Origin of the sequence: Paracoccus simplex, from assembly GCF_042648325.1 — a bacterium.
Classification (GTDB): domain Bacteria; phylum Pseudomonadota; class Alphaproteobacteria; order Rhodobacterales; family Rhodobacteraceae; genus Paracoccus; species Paracoccus simplex.
The window spans coordinates 1-16,924 of record NZ_JBHRXE010000066.1; the positions used below are offsets into that span (position 1 = coordinate 1).

Sequence of the window (16,924 nt, forward strand, 5' to 3'; positions counted from 1 at the left end):
ACCGCCGGGTGTTCCTGAACGGCAACAAGACCGTCGTCTTCCCCGCATCGCCCGGAAGCTATTCCAGCGAGCGCATGGGCTGACCGCCTCTACACCGCTTTTTTCCTGCATGGTGCGCCCGACGCGCGCCGTGCCAAGCCAGTCATGCCGGCGCGTCGACTTCGCAAGTCGCTGCGCCGGCATGATATTTTCGCGGACGGTTGCAGAATCGGCGGTGCGGCGACGACCCGGTCGGTGGCCGGACGGATATCGAGCAAATGATTCGCCGGCCTTGCGTTTCGCTGATTCCCGCCCCTGCCACGGCGCGGAACTGCGGCCAGTTTGGGCGCTGGCCGCGGCGCTCCGTTCGGCCTTCCCACGGGCCATTCTTCCGGGTTTTTCTGCCAAAAACCCGGCTCCTGGCCGGGGTATAGGCAGAAAGATGTGCAAAACATTCCTGTTAAGAAAAATAATTGCTTTTTAGGCGAGATATGTGTTGAATGGTTTCAACAAGCGAGCGGATGCAAAAACCGGTCCGATCAACAACAGGCGGTTCATGGGTCGCCGCCCCGCGCGGGGCTCGGACCCGAAGGAGGGGCAGGCTTCGATCCTGTTCGTTCCGACCTTGCCAGACATGCCGCCGGCCCGGCGCCCTGTCTGCCGCCCATGACCTGATCGGGCCGCTTGCCCCCGCCCTTCGTTGCCATGGAAGCCCTGGTCCGGTTGCGGATCGTGGAACGGATACCGAATAGGAGGAATTGAGATGACGGCGAGTTGGCGATTTTCTGCTCTGGCAGACCGGCACCGGGCCCTGGGCTCGGGGCTTGAGGATTGGAGCGGGATGGGAACGGCATGGACCTATGACAAGGACCAGCTCGAGGAATACATGGCGATCCGCACCAAGGCCGGGGTGATGGACGTCTCGGGGCTGAAGAAGGTGCATGTGATCGGCCCGCATGCCAGCCATGTCATCGACCGCGCCACGACCCGCTCGGTCGAGAAGATCAAGCCCGGCCGCTCGGCCTATGCCAGCATGCTGAACGACGGCGGCAAGTTCGTCGACGACTGCGTGATCTACCGCATGGGTCCGCACAGCTTCATGGTGGTGCACGGCTCGGGCCAGGGGCACGAGCAGCTGACCATGGCGGCGACCGGCCGCAATGTCAGCGTGATGTTCGACGACGACCTGCACGACATCTCGCTGCAGGGGCCGCTGGCGGTGGATTACCTGGAAAAGCACGTGGCGGGCATCCGCGACCTGGCCTATTTCAGCCATATCCACACGACGCTGTTCGGCAAGCCGGTGACCATCTCGCGCACCGGCTATACCGGCGAGCGCGGCTACGAGATCTTCTGCCGCCGTCAGGACGCGCCCGAGATCTGGGACACGATCGTGGCCGAGGGCGCGGCGATGGGCATCATCCCGACCCGCTTCACCACGCTGGACCTGCTGCGGGCGGAAAGCTACCTGCTGTTCTTCCCCTATGACAACTCCGAGAAGTACCCGTTCGAGAACGAGCCCTGCGGCGACACGCTGTGGGAGCTGGGGCTGGACTTCACCGTATCGCCCGGCAAGACCGGCTTCCGCGGCGCCGAGGAGCATTACCGGCTGCGCGGCAAGGAGCGCTTCAAGATCTACGGCGTCAAGCTGGAGGGCACCGAGGCCGCGGCCGAGGGCGCGCCGATCATCAAGGACGGCAAGGAAGTGGGCGTGGTCACCGTCGGCTTCTACAGCCCGCTGAACAAGCACAATATCGGCATCGCCCGGATGCCGGTCGATTGCGCGGTGCCCGGCACGCCGCTGACCATCCGCAACCCGGGCGGCGACATTGCCGCCACCGCCCAGCCGATGCCCTTCCACGATCCCGAGAAGAAGCGTCGCACCGCCAAGGGCTGAGCCGACCGGGGACGAGGCGGCGCCAGGACGCCCAAGGCCGCCTCGTCCCCTTCGCGACAGGGAGAACGCAGCCAATGCGAGCCACGGAATTTTCACCTTCAATCCCCAGCCGCCCGGTCTATGGCGGATTGCGACCGCACGGGGCGCTGCCCGCGCTGATGCTGGCCGAGGGCGCGGGCGGCGAGGCGCTGGCCGAGCTGGCCAAGGCCGACTCCTCGGTCATGCGCCATGCCCAGCTGTTCTACATCTCCTCCGGCGCCCCGGCCGGCCCCGAGCTCGCGGCGCGGCTGCGGGGGCTGGGCCCGGCCAGCTATGTCGAGGGGCCGAGCTGGGCGGCGCTGCGGCCGCGCTTCGCGCGGGCTTTGGCCGACGCGCATATGGGCATCCGGCTTTACCTGGCCGGCAGCGAGGGGCTGATCGGTCAGGCCATGGCCGATGCGCTGGCCGCCGGCCTGCCGCTCGAGGCCATCGACGCCGAACATCACGGCGGCATCGCCCGGCGGATGCAATGCGTGCATTGCAAGGGCATCACCGAAAACGTCACCACCGACCCGTTCACCTGCGCGCATTGCGGGCTGAACCTGTTCGTGCGCGACCATTACTCACGCCGCATCGGCGCCTTCCAGGGGGTCTGCATCGATGCCGAGACCCCGGGCATCGTGCCCGAGCCGCAGGAGATCAAGCCATGACGTCCCTGATGCTGCGCGTGACAGAGGCCGAATTGCTGACGCCGCTGGTCAAGCGCTTCCGTTTCCAACATCCGCAGGGCGAATTGCTGCCGCTGTTTTCCGGCGGCGCGCATGTCGTGGTCGAGATGCCGGACGGCGACGTGCTGCGCCGCAATGCCTATTCGCTGATTTCGGACCCGCAGGACGGCTCGGGCTACGAGATCGCGGTGCGGCGCGAGGATGGCGGACGCGGCGGGTCGCGCTTCATGCATGGCCAGGTGCGGCCCGGCGACCTGCTGCGCGTCTCGCTGCCGCTGAACCTGTTCGCGCTGGACCTGCGGGCGAAGAAGCATGTGCTGATCGCCGGCGGCATCGGCATCACGCCTTTCATCGCCCAGATCCGACAGCTTCTGCGCATGCAGTTGCCTTTCGAGTTGCATTACGGTGCCCGCTCGCGCGACGAAGCGGCCGGGCTGGACCTGCTGCCGGATGTGCCGCATATCCATTTCCATATCTCGGATGAGAGCAACCGCATGGATCTGGGGGCCTTCCTGTCGGCGCAACCGCTGGGCACCCATGTCTATACCTGCGGCCCCGAAGGCCTGATCAATGCGGTCGCGCAAACCGGCGCCCGGCTGGGCTGGCCGAAAACCGCGCTGCATTCCGAGGTTTTCCAGGCGCCGCCGCCGGGCCGGCCCTTCGAGGTGGTTCTGGCCCGTTCGGGCCGGACCATCGAGGTCGGGGCGCATCAGAGCCTGCTCGAGGCGCTGGAGGCGGCCGAGGTCGAGATCGACTGGTCCTGCCGCGGCGGCGCCTGCGGGCGCTGCGAGACGCGCGTGGTCTCGTGCCACGGCCGGATCGAGCATCACGACCATTGGCTGTCCGAGGACGAGCAGTCCGAACAGACCCGCATCATGCCCTGCGTCTCGCGCTTCCGTGGCGAGTCGCTGATCATCGACCGATAGGAGCCTGGCCATGACCATCCGGTTCAACGACGAGACCTTCCGCGACGATTACAGCTATCACAATTCCGCCGAAGCCATCCGGCGCTTCCCGTTCCCGTTCGACAAGGACGATTACATGTACTCCGTCAACATGGAGCCGCATGGCACGGGGGGGCGCGCCGGCAGCGTCTTCGAGAAGCGCTTCGACGTGGACGAACATTACGTGGCCGAGATGCGCGACCGCGCCATCACCCTGGCCGGCGATCCGCTGCGTTGCCAATCCCTGCCGCATATGGAACTGGCCGGCTGGGATCTGCTGGAACTGATCATGCAGTGCAAGGCCGAGGATTACCCCGAGCTGTTCCAGCTGCATCGCGACGGCGACCGCTGGCACTGGGTCAACCGGCCGCTGGGGATCGAGCAGCGCTTCACCTTCCTTGACTCGACGACGCTGCCCTGCGGGCCGATGGAATACATCACCCGGCAGGCCCAGGGCGATTTCGCGGTGCTGGACCAGCGCGAGAACAACCTGTGGATGGATGCCGGCATGGTGACCAGCCAGGCCGACTGGTCGCTGGATTTCGACATCGGCATGAACTTCTTCGAATGGCATGCGCCGGTGCCGAAGGCCGCCGAGATGGGCATCTTCCAGCGGGCGCTGAAATTCCTGCTGGCAATCCCGCAGGGTTCGCCCTCGCGGCGGCTGAACTGGACCATGACGGTGAACCCGCGGCTGGATACCAGCCCCGAGAACTATCACCTCTGGGGGCCCGAGAAACGCACCATCACCCCCGAGAATGTCGGCGCCAAGCAATATCTGCGGGTCGAGCTGCAAAGTTTCTGGCGGCTGCCGCGCTCGAACGCGCTGGCCTTCCCGATCCGCTGCTACATGATCGCGCTGCAAGACCTGGTGACGGTGCCGAAATGGGGGCGCCGCCTGCACCGGGTGATCCGCGACCTGCCCGACGAGCTGGCAGAATACAAGGGCTTCACAGTCAACCGCCAGATCATCACCGACTATCTGGCCCAGTTCGACGACGGAAAGCCGACATCGCCGGGGATCTTCGCCGACGACTGAGGCCGGCGGACGGCCATCGCAGGACAACCAACCCCGGGTGGGGCTGAAGAACAACCGGCGCCATGCGGCTGCCGGAAGGGCATCGTGATGCCGCCGTTCCCCGGATGGCGGGCATCCCGGATCACGGGCCGCGGTCCCGCCGGCGGGGGCGGCCCGACAGAAAAGCCGGCAGGGGAGTTTTGCAATGACATATACGACCACAACGGCGGAAACGCCGCAAGAGACCGGCCATATGGTCCGTTCGCTCAGCTGGACGGGGGCGTTCTGGATCGCCGCCGGCGTGCCGCCGCTGGTGCTGTTCTCGCTGGGCGGCATCGCCGGGACCACCGGCAAGGTCGCCTTCGTCGTCTGGATCGTCTCGATGATGATGGGCTTTGCGCAGTCCTTCACCTATGCCGAGATGGCGGGCATGTTCGGCAACAAATCCGGCGGCGCCTCGGTCTATGGCGCCATGGCCTGGCTGCGCTATGCCAAGCCGGTGGCGCCGCTGTCGATCTGGTGCAACTGGTTCGCCTGGTCGCCGGTGCTGTCCCTGGGCTGCGCCATCGCGGCCGGCTACATCCTGAACGCGCTGTTCCCGGTGCCGCTGGCCGGCTCGCAGCCGGTGCTGGACTGGATCGCCGCCCATGCCAACTCGATCACCGCCGACAGTCCGCGGGTGGCGGAATACCTCGCGGCCAATCCCGGCCTTGGCAGCGCCCAGGCGATCCAGGCCCTGCTGACCGGCGACGCGGTGTCGGCTCTGACCCCGGCGATCCGCAGCTGGACGGCTTTCAATCTGGAAATCCCCGGCCTGTTCACGCTTTACTTCAACACCACCTTCGTCATCGGCGCGGTGCTGATGCTGATCCTGATCGCGATCCAGTATCGCGGCGTCTCCTCGACGGCGACGGCGCAGAAATGGATGGCGATCATCGTGCTGGTGCCGCTGATCCTGGTCGGGCTGGTGCCGATCTTCACCGGCGCGATCGACTATGGCAATGTCTCGAACATCGTGCCGCCGACCACCGCCTATTCGGCCGAGCCGGGCAGCTGGAACCTGGGCGGCTGGACGCTGGTGCTGGGCGGGCTCTACATCGCCGCCTGGTCGACCTATGCCTTCGAGACGGCGGTCTGCTACACCCGCGAACTGAAGAACCCCAAGCGCGACACCTTCCGCGCCATCTTCTTCTCGGGCCTGCTCTGCATGGCGTTCTTCTGCCTGATCCCCTTCGCCTTCCAGGGCGTTCTGGGCATTGAGGGCATGCTGGCGCCCGGCATCGTCGACGGCACCGGCATCGCCCAGGCGCTTGGCGGCATGATCGGCGCCGGGCCGGTGGTGGCGCAATTCTTCACCGTGCTGATGCTGCTGGCGCTGTTCATGGCGATCATGACCGCCTGCGCCGGTTCGGCGCGCACGCTCTACCAGGGCTCGCGCGACGGCCTGCTGCCGAAATTCCTGGGCCATGTGAACGAGCAGGGCGCCCCGGTCAACGCGATCTGGACGAATTTCGTCATCAACCTGTTCCTGCTGGCGCTGGCCTCGGATGCCAACGGCTATTTCTACGTCCTGGCCATCTCGAACGTGGGCTACCTGACCTTCAACTTCCTGAACCTGAATGCCGGCTGGATCCACCGCATCGACTCGCCGCATGTCGAGCGGCCCTGGCGCGCGCCGACCTGGCTGATCGGGCTGAACACGCTGCTGGCCTTCGCCAATGCGCTGTTCCTCGGCGCCGGCGCCAAGGTCTGGGGCTATTCCAACGCTTTGCTTTCGGGGGCGATCTTCGCGGCGCTCGTCGTGCCGATCTTCCTGTGGCGCCATTATGTCACCGACAAGGGCCGCTTCCCGGCCGAGGCGATGCAGGATCTGGGGCTGGACCACGACGCGACCAGCTTCGGGCCCCGGCGGGCCGGCATCCTGCCCTATCTGGCGCTGGCGGCGGGTGTGGCCGTGGTGGTGGTCGCCAACCGGGTCTTCCAACTGCCGGGCTAAGGCCCCGTCGCGCAAATGCTGCGGCCGCCCCAAGGGGCGGCCGTTTTCATTTCCGTTTGCGATGGTCCGTTTGCGATGGGGCGGGCGGGTCGGTCAGGACAGCAGCAGCACCTGGACATCGGCGACATTGGTGCCGGTCGCGCCGGTCAGCAGCAGGTCGCCCGCCGCCTGCAGCGCCGCGTGGCTGTCATTGTTGGCCAGCAGCGCCGCGCCGTCGCGGCCGGCGGCGCGGATGCGCTCGGCGGTGCTGCCGTCGACGATGCCGCCCGCCGCGTCGGTCGGCCCGTCGCGCCCGTCGGTGCCGCCGCTGAGGAAGGCCCAATATCCCGGCCAGCCCCGGCCCATCAGGGCGATGCGCAGCGCCAGCTCCTGGTTGCGACCGCCCTTGCCGGTGCCGCGCAGCGCCACCGTGGTCTCGCCGCCGAAGATCAGCGCCTCTGGCCGGTCCGGGCGGCGTGCGCCCGCCGTCTCGGCGATGTAGGCGGCGGCCTCGGCCACGTCGCCGGTCAGCCGGTCGCTGACGATGCGGGCCGTCCAGCCCTCGGGCACCGCGGCGCGCATCGCGTCAAGCGAGATCTCGTTGCTGCCGATCAGGTGGTTTTCGGCCTTGGGCAAGGCGGCGGGGGCCGCATCGCTTTCCAGCAGTTCTCGCACCTTGGCGGGCAATTTCTCGAGCAGATTCCGCCCGGCCAGCAGCTCCAGCGCCTCGCGGCGGGTGCCGAGCGGTGCCACCGTCGGGCCGCTGGCGATGGCGCCCAGGTCGTTGCCGATGACGTCAGAGAGGATCAGCGCCGTCACCGGGGCAGGGGCGGCATGGCGCAGAAAGCCGCCGCCCTTCAGGTCGGAAAGCTGCTGGCGGATCAGGTTCACCTGCCCGATCTCCAGCCCGCTGGCCAGCAGCAGCCGGTTCACCTGCTGCTTGTCGGCCAGGGTCAGCGGCGGCAGCGGCGCCGGAACCAGCGCCGAGCCGCCGCCCGAAATCAGTGCGATCACCCGGTCCTGCGGTCCGGCCCGGTCCAGAAGCGCGATGATGTCCCGGCCGGCCTGCAGCCCGGCCTCGTCGGGCTCGGGGTGGCTGGCGGTCAGCACGCGGGCGCCGGGAATCTCGCGGCCATTGCCGTAATGCGTCACCGCCAGCGCCGTCACCGGGCCGGGGACATGGACCATGGCCTCGGCCAGCATGGCGGGTGCGGCCTTGCCGATGGCGATCAGGATGGTCTGTCCCCCCGCCGCGGGCGCGGCAGGGGGATGGCTTTGGAAATGCCGGCGCACGGCCAGGGCAGGGTCGGCCGCGCGCACGGCCGCGTCATAGAGCTTTCGCGCCAGGGCCCGCATCTCGGCAATCCTTTCCGTCATGCCGCGATCTGGCGGGCTTTCTGGACCAGCACCTCGGCCTGCCGGATCGAGGCATAGTCGATCAGCCGGCCGTCCAGCGACACCGCGCCCTTGCCTTCGGCCTCGGCCTTGGCCATGGCGTCGAGGATCTTCTGCGCCCGCTCGACCTCGGCGGCCGAGGGGCTCATCACCTCGTTGGCCAGCGCGATCTGGCTGGGATGGATGGCCCATTTCCCCTCGCAGCCCAGCACCGCGGCGCGATAGGCGGCGGCCTTGTAGCCCTCGGGGTCCGAGAAATCGCCGAAGGGGCCGTCGATCGGGCGCAAGCCGTTGGCGCGCGCCGCGACCACCATGCGCGACAGCGCATAATGCCACATGTCGCCCCAATGGATCTGACGCGAGCCGTCGTCCAGCTTGTCGGTCAGCACCGAGTAATGCTCGTTCACGCCGCCGATCACCGTCGTGCGCGCCCGGGTCGAGGCGGCATAGTCGGCGACGCCGAAATGCAGGCTTTCATTGCGCTTCGAGGCGGCGGCGATCTCGTTGATGTTCTGCATCCCCAGCGCCGTCTCGATGATGTGCTCAAAGCCGATGCGCTTCTTCAGCCCCTTGGCGTCCTCGATCTGGGTGACCAGCATGTCCACGGCATAGACATCGGCGGCGGTGCCGACCTTGGGGATCATGATCAGGTCCAGCCGCTCGCCGGCCTGTTCGACCACGTCCACCACGTCGCGATACATGTAATGCGTGTCGAGCCCGTTGATTCGGATCGACATGGTCTTCTTGCCCCAGTCGATCTCGTTCAGGGCCTTGATGATGTTCTTGCGGGCCTGCGGTTTCTCGTCCGGCGCGACCGCGTCCTCGAGGTCGAGGAAGATCACGTCGACGTCGGAATCCGCCGCCTTTTGAAACATTTGCGGCTGGCTGCCGGGCACGGCAAGCTCGCTGCGATTCAGGCGTGCGGGGGCTTGTTCGATGGGATGAAAGCTCATTGCGGGATGCTCCTGCGACATGTTGGGGGGAATGCGACAAGAGAAGGCAGATTGATATTTTCCAGTCAAGAAATAAAATTTCACTTTGCCTCCGACAGAAGTCGCAGATCATGCTTTTCCGCCACTCTGACGGTTAGAATAGTAAAAGGCGATGGCCTGCGCGCGGCTGCGCACCGAAAGCTTGTCGTAAAGGTTCGACAGGTGGAATTTGACCGTGTTCCCCGAGATGCCCAACTCGCGCGACAATTCCCGATTGGTCAGCCCCCGCGACAGCGCCTCGAGCATGTCCATTTCGCGCGGAGAAAGCGTTTGCAGCGGATTTCCCTGCAGCGCCCGCACGTCCAGATAGGGAAACACCATCTTGCCGGCGGCCACGGCCAGACAGGTCTCCAGCAGCGTGCCGGCCGGGTCGCTGCGGGCGACGAATCCGGCGGCGCCCGCCCCCAGCGCGCCCAGATGCGCCTCGCCGGCCTGGTCGCCATAGACGACGATGCGCGGCGCCCCCTGTTGCTCGCGCAGCTGTTCCAGCAGCTTGGCGCCGCCCATCTCCGGCAGGGCCCAGTCGATGATTCCAACCTGGGCGGGAATCCGCAGAACCGTGGTCAGAAACCCTTCGGCCGTGGCCGAGGTCGCCAGAAGCGAGAAGCGCGTGTCGCGCTGGAAAACCTCGGACATGGCCGACAGAACCAGCGGATTGCTGTCGCCCAGAATGATCGTGACGGCCTTTTCGACGCTGCTGACGGTGCGCATCAGCAGTCCCACCGGCGTTGCCAGGCTGAAAAACCTTGTGAATTTAGTGACATCCTGTTCTTCCCATTCCTTTGGGCGGGGACAGCCCCACCCAAATGGATACCTGAAGGCAGGTTAATCTTACGTTGCGGCAATTGTCGAGAGGAGCTTTCTTTCGGTTAAAGAAACTTGATCTGAAGGAAACACCATGTCCGAAGTGGCGATCTTCCCGCAGCTTGAAATTCCCAACACACTCGCGGCCGGACCAGGGCCGGGCAACACCGATCTGCGGGTGCTGCAGCGCTTTGCCAGCGCCGGGGTCGCGGACCACATGCAGGCCGACGTGCTGCGCGGCATGATCGAGTGCAAGCAGATGCTGCGCCAGGTCATGGGGACCGCGAACATCCACACCTTCGGCGTCGCCGGCACCGGCTGGAGCGGGCTCGACTGCCTGTTCAGCGCCGTGCTGCCCGGCGACAAGGTGGTGGTTTTCGTCAACGGCACCTTCTCGGGCATCGACGGGCTGACGCTGCGCATGAAGGCCGCCACCGCCGAGGAGCTGGCCGCCAACCCGATGGACCCGCAGCCGGCCTCGGTCAAGATCGTGACCGTGCCGCATGGCCAGTCCGTCACCGGCGAGATCGTTGAGGCGGCGCTGGCCGAGCACAAGCCGAAATGGGCCGCGATGGCGCATTGGGAAACCGGTTCGGGCCGCATCAACGACATGCGCGGCTTCTCGGATGCCTGCGAACGGCATGGCGCCATGGGGCTGGTGGACGCGGTCTCGTCGCTGGGCGTCGGCGATTTCCGCATCGACGACTATCCCGGCGTGCATGGCTGGGCGTCCTGCCCGCAAAAGGGCATCTGCTGCCTGCCGCTGACCTATGCGCCGGTCAGCTTCAGCGACCGCTATATCGCCGAACTGCGCCGGACCGGCTGCCGGACCTTCGTGCATAACCCGGTTCTCGAGGCGCGGCACTGGGGCGTCATCGACGGCAAGGACGTCGAGAAGGGCGCCTATCACCGCACCCACAGCGCCTATGCCGTCGCCGCCTTCCACGAGGCGCTGCGCATCCTGCTGCAGCAGACGGTGGCCGGTCGGGCCAAGGACTATGTCTTCCACGAGGCGGCGCTGCGCGATGCGGTGACGGCGATGGGCTGCAAGGTGACCTCGGACATGACCTCGCTGGTGGTGCTGAACCTGCCCGAGACCCTGAAGGGCCGCGAGATGGAGCTGGTGCAGAACTGCCGCGCCAAAGGCTTCGGCATCTGGCCGACGCTGTCCGAACCGGTGCAGGTCCGCATCGGCATCCTGAACCTGCTGAACCAGAAGGCGATCACCGACATCGTCACCCGCTTTGCTGCGGCGATGAACGAGATGGGCGCGAATATCGACACGGCTGCCGTCAGCGAACGGCTCGAGGATCATTACCAGACGACGGTCGCGGCCGAATAACGGCGCCCGAGGGAGGAGGCGAAAAATGGACATTCACGAATATCAGGCCAAGGAAATACTCAACCGCTTTGGGGTCGGCATCCCGCAGGGCGCACTGGCCTACAGCCCCGAACAGGCGGCCTATCGGGCCCGCGAGATGGGCGGCGACCGCTGGGTCGTCAAGGCCCAGGTCCATGCCGGCGGCCGCGGCAAGGCCGGGGGCGTCAAGGTCTGCGACAGCGATCTTGAGATCCAGGCGGCGACCGAGGCCATGTTCGGCCAGAAGCTGGTCACGCATCAGACCGGGCCCGAGGGCAAGGGTATCTACCGCGTCTATGTCGAGGCGGCGGTGCCCATCGCCCGCGAGATCTATCTGGGCTTCGTTCTGGACCGCGCCACCCAGCGGGTGATGATCGTCGCCAGCGGCGAGGGCGGCATGGAGATCGAGGAGATCTCGGCCCAGCGTCCCGACAGCATCGTGCGCGCCACCGTCGAGCCGGCCGTGGGCCTGCAGGAGTTCCAGTGCCGCGAGATCGCTTTCGCGCTGGGCATCAAGCCGGGCATGGTCCAGCAGATGGTGCGCACCCTGCGCGGCTGCTACCGCGCCTTCCGCGAGCTTGACGCCACCATGGTCGAGGTCAATCCGCTGGTCATCACCAGCGACGACCGCATCCTGGCGCTGGACGCCAAGATGACCTTCGACAACAACGCGCTGTTCCGCCACTCGCAGATCCTCGAACTGCGCGACAAGTCGCAGGAAGACCCGCGCGAATCCCGCGCCGCCGACCACGGCCTGTCCTATGTCGGGCTGGACGGCAATATCGGCTGCATCGTCAACGGTGCCGGCCTGGCCATGGCGACGATGGACACCATCAAGCTGGCCGGGGGCGAACCCGCGAACTTCCTTGACATCGGCGGTGGCGCCACGCCCGAGCGGGTGGCACGGGCCTTCAACCTGGTGATGTCGGACAAGAACGTCCAGGCCATCCTGGTCAACATCTTCGCCGGCATCAACCGCTGCGACTGGGTGGCCGAGGGCGTGGTCCGCGCCCTGCGCGAGAACCCGGTGCCGGTGCCCGTCGTGGTCCGGCTGGCCGGCACCAATGTCGAGGAAGGCCAGAAGATCCTGGCGCAAAGCGGCCTGCCGCTGATCCGCGCCACCACCCTGATGGAAGCCGCCGAGCGCGCCGTCGCCGCATGGCGCGCCGATACCCAGCGCAATCCCAACCTGAGGGCCGTCTGATGAGCATTTTTCTGGATCGCGAAACCCGCGTCATCGTTCAGGGCATCACCGGCAAGATGGCCCGTTTCCACGCCCGCGAGATGATCGACTACGGCACCAATGTCGTGGGCGGCGTCGTGCCCGGCAAGGGCGGCGAGACCTGCGAGGGCGTGCCGGTCTTCAACACCGTCAAGGAGGCGGTGGCCGAGACCGGGGCCGAGGCCACGCTGGTCTTCGTGCCGCCGCCCGCCGCGGCCGACAGCATCATGGAGGCGGCGGACGCCGGCATCCGCTACTGCGTCTGCATCACCGACGGCATCCCGGCCCAGGACATGATCCGCGTCAAGCGCTACATGTACCGCTATCCCAAGGAACGCCGGATGATCCTGACCGGGCCGAACTGCGCCGGCACCATCAGCCCCGGCAAGGCCATGCTGGGCATCATGCCGGGCCATATCTACCTGCCGGGCAATGTCGGCATCATCGGCCGCTCGGGCACGCTGGGCTACGAGGCGGCGGCGCAATTGAAAGAACGCGGGCTGGGCGTCTCGACCTCGGTCGGCATCGGCGGCGACCCGATCAACGGCTCGTCCTTCCGCGACGTGCTCGAGCATTTCGAGCAGGACGACGAGACCCATGTGATCTGCATGATCGGCGAGATCGGCGGCCCGCAGGAGGCCGAGGCGGCGGAATACATCCGCAACCATGTCAGCAAGCCGGTGGTCGCCTATGTCGCCGGCCTGACCGCGCCCAAGGGCCGCACCATGGGCCATGCCGGCGCGATCATCTCGGCCTTCGGCGAAAGCGCCAGCGAGAAGGTCGAGATCCTGGCGGCGGCGGGCGTCACCATGGCCGAGAACCCGGCCGTGATCGGCGAGACCATCGCCAGCGTCATGCAGTAAGGGGGCGGTGATGGCGAAACCCCGAGTTCTTGTCACCCGCCGCTGGCCTGCAGCGGTCGAGGCGCGGCTGTCCGAAATCTTCGACGTGCAGCTGAACCTTGCGGACAAACCCCTGGCGCCCGAGGATTTTCGGGCGGCCATGCAGGAGTATGACGCGATCCTGCCGACGGTGACCGACAAGATCGGCGCCCCGGCGCTGGAGCTGGACAGGCCCCACACCCGCATCCTGGCCAATTACGGGGTGGGCTACAGCCATATCGACCTGAACCGCGTGAACGAGCATGGCATCGTGGTGACCAACACCCCGGACGTGCTGAGCGAATGCACCGCCGACCTGGCGATGACGCTGCTCTTGATGGTTGCCCGCCGCGCCGGCGAGGGCGAGCGCGAGCTGCGCGCCGGGCTATGGACCGGCTGGCGGCCGACGCATCTGGTTGGCACCAAGGTCTCGGGCAAGACGCTGGGCATCGTCGGCTATGGCCGCATCGGCCAGGAAATGGCCCGGCGCGCCCATCACGGCTTCGGCATGACCATCCTGGTCTACAACCGCAGCCCGGTCGCGCCCGAGGTGCTGGCCCAGTGCAACGCCGCGCAGGTGGACAGCCTGGACGAGCTGATGCCGCTTTGCGACTTCATCTCGTTGCATTGCCCGGGCGGCGGGGCGAACCGCCACCTGATCGACGCGCGCCGGCTGGACCTGATGCGGCCGGACGCCTTCCTGATCAACACCGCCCGCGGCGAGGTGATCGACGAGGCGGCGCTATCCCATGCGCTGTGGTTCGACTCGATCGGCGGCGCGGCCCTGGATGTCTTCGACGGAGAGCCGAACATCAATCCGCAGCTCAAGAACAGCGACCGGCTGGTGATGCTGCCGCATCTGGGCAGCGCCACCCGCGAGGCGCGCGAGGCCATGGGCTTCCGCGTCATCGAGAATCTCGAAGACTTCTTTGCGGGCCGCGAGCCCCGCGATCGGGTGAACTGAGATGCGGGCGGGGGCGGCGGATATCAGCGCCGAGCCGTCGGCGGGCCAGGCCGACCGGCTGCGCGGCGAATTGCGCGGCCTTTGGCACCGGATCATCCAGCGCCACGCGCCGCAGGTGCTGCCGCTGCTGACCGGCGAGGCGGCCGAGCCGCAGGAAGCGGATATGAGCGTCTATCTGCAGGGGCTCGACATCTGGTTCCAGCTGTTGCGGATCATCGACGAACATGCCGCCATGCGGCTGCGTCGCACGGTCGAGTCCCGCTCGGGCCGCGCCGCGATCGAGGGCAGCCTGGCCCGGACCCTGCAATCCGCCCCCGACATGCCGCGCGAAAGCCTGGCGCGCAACCTGCGCCAGTTGCGCGTCGGCCCTACCGTGACCGCCCATCCGACCGAGGCCAAGCGCGTCACCGTGCTGGAGATCCACCGCCGCATCTATCGCGCGCTGGTCCGGCTGGAAAGCCAGCGCTGGACCCCGCAGGAGCGGGCGGCGCTGATGGCCGAAATCGAAAGCGAGATCGACCTGCTCTGGCTGACCGGAGAGCTGCGCCGGCAAAGGCCTTCGCCCCTGAACGAGATCGAATGGGGGCTGCAATTCTTCCGTGACAGCCTGTTCGACGCGGTGCCGAACCTGGTGCGGCAATTCCAGGATGCCGTCGCCGGCCGCTACGGTCCCGGCGAGGAAACCGGCGCGCCGCTGCGTTTCCATTCCTGGATCGGCGGCGACCGCGACGGCAATCCGCATGTCACCGTCGAGACCACCCGCGCCGCGCTGGAGTTGGGACGCGACGCCATCCTCGACCGCTATCTGCAGGGTCTGACCCTGGCCGCCCGGCACCTGAGCATCAGCAGCGAGATCGCCGGCCTGCGGCCCGAGACCCGCGCGCGGCTGGCGGCGGTGATCGACGCGGCCGACCTGCCCGCGGCCGACCGGCAGCGCAATCCGGGCGAGCTGTTCCGCCAGGCGGCCAGCGCCATGCAGCGCCGCATCGCCGCGCTGGCCGGCGGGCCGGGACCGGCCTATCCGCATCTGCGCGATTTCATCGCCGACCTGCGCCGGGTCGAGACGGCGCTGGCCGAGATCGGCGCCGAGACGCTGGCGCACCGGCTGGTGCGGCCGCTGCGCTGGCAGGCCGAGGTCTTCGGCTTCCGCACCGTGACGCTGGACGTGCGGCAGAATTCCTCGGTCACCACGCGGGTTCTGACCGAGATCTGGGCCCAGGCCGGCGCGGTGCCGGAATTCGGCAGCGCCGCCTGGTCGCAGCGGCTGCGCAGCGAACTGGGGCAAGAGGAACTGCCCCGGCTCGACCGTGACGGGCTTGGCGACGAGGCGCGGGAACTGCTGGACCTTCTGGCGCTGCTGCATCGCGCCCGGTTCGGCGCCGATCCGCTGGCCATCGGCACCTTCATCCTGTCGATGACCCGGTCCTGCGACGACCTGCTGGCGGTGTTCCTGCTGGCCCGCCATGCCGGCTTCGGCGCCGAGCGGCTGGACCTGCGCGTGGTGCCGCTGTTCGAGACCATCGACGACCTGTGCGCCGCGCCGCGGATCCTGGACGAGCTGCTGCGCGTGCCGCTGGCCCGCCGCAGCCTGGTGACCGAGGACAACCGGGTCGAGGTCATGCTGGGCTATTCGGACAGCAACAAGGACGGCGGCTTCCTGTGTTCCACTTGGGAACTGGAAAAGGCGCAGCGCAGCATCATGGCGGTGCTGGCGCGGCACGGGCTGGTGCCGGTCTTCTTCCACGGCCGGGGCGGCTCGGTCAGCCGCGGCGGCGCGCCCACCGAACGCGCCATCGCCGCCCTGCCGCGCGGCACCATCAACGGCCAGCTGCGCACCACCGAACAGGGCGAGGTCGTGTCGTCGAAATTCGCCAATCGCAGCACCGCCGAGTATGAGCTGGAGCTGCTGGTCTCCTCGGTCATGGCGCAGTCGCTGCAGACCGCGCCCGAGCCGGTGCGGCCCGAATTCAACGACACGCTGGAAGCGCTGGCGGACATGTCCTGCACCGCCTATCGCGCGCTGCTGCACCGGCCCGGCTTCATCGACTATTTCCGCCAGGCCAGTCCGGTCGAGGAACTGGCGCTGCTGAAGATGGGCTCGCGGCCCACCCGGCGCTTCGGCGCCGGCGGGCTCGAGGATCTGCGGGCGATCCCATGGGTCTTCGCCTGGTCGCAGAACCGCCACCTGATCACCGGCTGGTATGGCTTCGGCTCGGCCGTCGAGACCTTCCGACGCTTCCACCGCGAGGAGGGCGACGCGCTGCTGCGGCGGATGTTCCGCGACTCGCGCATCTTCCGGCTGATCGTGGACGAGGTCGAGAAATCGTTGTTCCACGCGGATATGCGGATCGCCGAAACCTATGCGGCGCTGGTCCGGGATCCGGCAGTGCGGCAGGACATCTTCGGCCGCATCGGCCAGGAATATCAGCGCAGCTGCGCGGCGGTGGTGTTCCTGACCGGCCAGGCCGGCATCGGCGAGCGTTTTCCCAACATGGCCGGCCGGTTCGGCCGCGTCCGCGCCGATCTGGAGCGGGTGCACGGGCTGCAGGTCAGGCTGCTCGACGACAATCGCCACCGGCCGGGGCCGGGGATTTCCATACCGCTGATGCAGGCCATGAACAGCATCTCGACCGCGCTGGGCTGGACCGGATAGCTGCAATAAGGAGAGAGAGGATATGAACGAACACCCATCCCGGGCGGGCTTTTTCGCCGATGAACTCGCCACCCGCGACCCCGCCATTTTCGGGGCGATCCGGCAGGAGCTTGGTCGTCAGCGCGACGAGATC

At 67.3% G+C, this 16,924-nt stretch carries 13 protein-coding genes; 10 read left to right on the forward strand and 3 right to left on the reverse strand.

The annotated features are described in order from the left end of the window. Positions 1-742: 742 nt before the first annotated feature. The 5 genes from ACFOMP_RS19450 (at position 743) to ACFOMP_RS19470 (ending at position 6,541) form a co-directional block, all read left to right on the forward strand. Positions 743-1,876 (forward strand): aminomethyltransferase family protein, encoded by a 1,134-nt coding sequence (locus tag ACFOMP_RS19450; RefSeq protein WP_289894004.1) that lies wholly within the window; start codon positions 743-745, stop codon positions 1,874-1,876. A gap of 74 nt (positions 1,877-1,950) precedes the next feature. Then, a complete protein-coding gene (locus ACFOMP_RS19455) occupies positions 1,951-2,565 on the forward strand; it encodes a dimethylamine monooxygenase subunit DmmA family protein (RefSeq protein ID WP_289894003.1) in 615 nt (204 codons plus the stop codon). Then, positions 2,562-3,509 carry a PDR/VanB family oxidoreductase gene (locus ACFOMP_RS19460; protein WP_289894002.1) on the forward strand — a complete coding sequence of 316 codons (948 nt, stop codon included), beginning with the start codon at positions 2,562-2,564 and terminating at the stop codon, positions 3,507-3,509. Before ACFOMP_RS19455 ends, ACFOMP_RS19460 begins: the two co-directional genes overlap by 4 nt. Before the next feature lie 10 nt (positions 3,510-3,519). Further along, the gene (locus ACFOMP_RS19465) at positions 3,520-4,566 is read left to right on the forward strand and encodes a heme-dependent oxidative N-demethylase family protein (RefSeq protein ID WP_019352493.1); all 1,047 of its coding nucleotides are present in this window, start codon (positions 3,520-3,522) and stop codon (positions 4,564-4,566) included. Between the two features lie 184 nt (positions 4,567-4,750). Continuing rightward, on the forward strand, positions 4,751-6,541 hold the full coding sequence (locus ACFOMP_RS19470; RefSeq protein WP_379033646.1) for an APC family permease: 1,791 nt from the start codon (positions 4,751-4,753) through the stop codon (positions 6,539-6,541). Positions 6,542-6,634: 93 nt separating this feature from the next. Here ACFOMP_RS19470 and ACFOMP_RS19475 read toward each other — a convergent pair whose 3' ends face one another. The 3 genes from ACFOMP_RS19475 to ACFOMP_RS19485 all read right to left on the reverse strand — a co-directional run bounded on the left by ACFOMP_RS19475 (position 6,635) and on the right by ACFOMP_RS19485 (position 9,618). Further along, positions 6,635-7,897 carry a glycerate kinase type-2 family protein gene (locus ACFOMP_RS19475; protein WP_379033649.1) on the reverse strand — a complete coding sequence of 421 codons (1,263 nt, stop codon included), beginning with the start codon at positions 7,895-7,897 and terminating at the stop codon, positions 6,635-6,637. Then, positions 7,894-8,868: an HpcH/HpaI aldolase/citrate lyase family protein gene (locus ACFOMP_RS19480; RefSeq protein WP_289893999.1), complete on the reverse strand. Its 975-nt coding sequence runs from the start codon at positions 8,866-8,868 to the stop codon at positions 7,894-7,896. Before ACFOMP_RS19480 ends, ACFOMP_RS19475 begins: the two co-directional genes overlap by 4 nt. Before the next feature lie 108 nt (positions 8,869-8,976). After that, positions 8,977-9,618 (reverse strand): response regulator transcription factor, encoded by a 642-nt coding sequence (locus ACFOMP_RS19485; RefSeq protein ID WP_379033652.1) that lies wholly within the window; start codon positions 9,616-9,618, stop codon positions 8,977-8,979. Positions 9,619-9,805: 187 nt separating this feature from the next. Between ACFOMP_RS19485 and ACFOMP_RS19490 the strand changes: the two genes are divergently transcribed. The 5 genes from ACFOMP_RS19490 to ACFOMP_RS19510 are packed head-to-tail and all read left to right on the forward strand — an operon-like array spanning position 9,806 to position 16,791. Continuing rightward, a complete protein-coding gene (locus ACFOMP_RS19490; protein ID WP_379033655.1) occupies positions 9,806-11,053 on the forward strand; it encodes an aminotransferase in 1,248 nt (415 codons plus the stop codon). 25 nt (positions 11,054-11,078) lie between these two features. Continuing rightward, positions 11,079-12,275, forward strand: a complete 1,197-nt coding sequence (locus ACFOMP_RS19495) for a malate--CoA ligase subunit beta (RefSeq protein ID WP_379033658.1) — start codon at positions 11,079-11,081, stop codon at positions 12,273-12,275. Beyond that, positions 12,275-13,156 (forward strand): succinate--CoA ligase subunit alpha, encoded by an 882-nt coding sequence (gene sucD, locus ACFOMP_RS19500; RefSeq protein WP_289893996.1) that lies wholly within the window; start codon positions 12,275-12,277, stop codon positions 13,154-13,156. The genes ACFOMP_RS19495 and sucD overlap by 1 nt, the downstream gene beginning before the upstream one ends. A gap of 10 nt (positions 13,157-13,166) precedes the next feature. After that, positions 13,167-14,138, forward strand: coding sequence for a 2-hydroxyacid dehydrogenase (locus ACFOMP_RS19505; protein ID WP_379033662.1), 972 nt, complete (start codon positions 13,167-13,169; stop codon positions 14,136-14,138). A 1-nt stretch (position 14,139) separates the two neighbouring features. Beyond that, complete coding sequence (locus ACFOMP_RS19510; RefSeq protein ID WP_379033665.1) at positions 14,140-16,791, forward strand: phosphoenolpyruvate carboxylase; 2,652 nt, start codon at positions 14,140-14,142, stop codon at positions 16,789-16,791. Positions 16,792-16,924 lie beyond the last annotated feature (133 nt).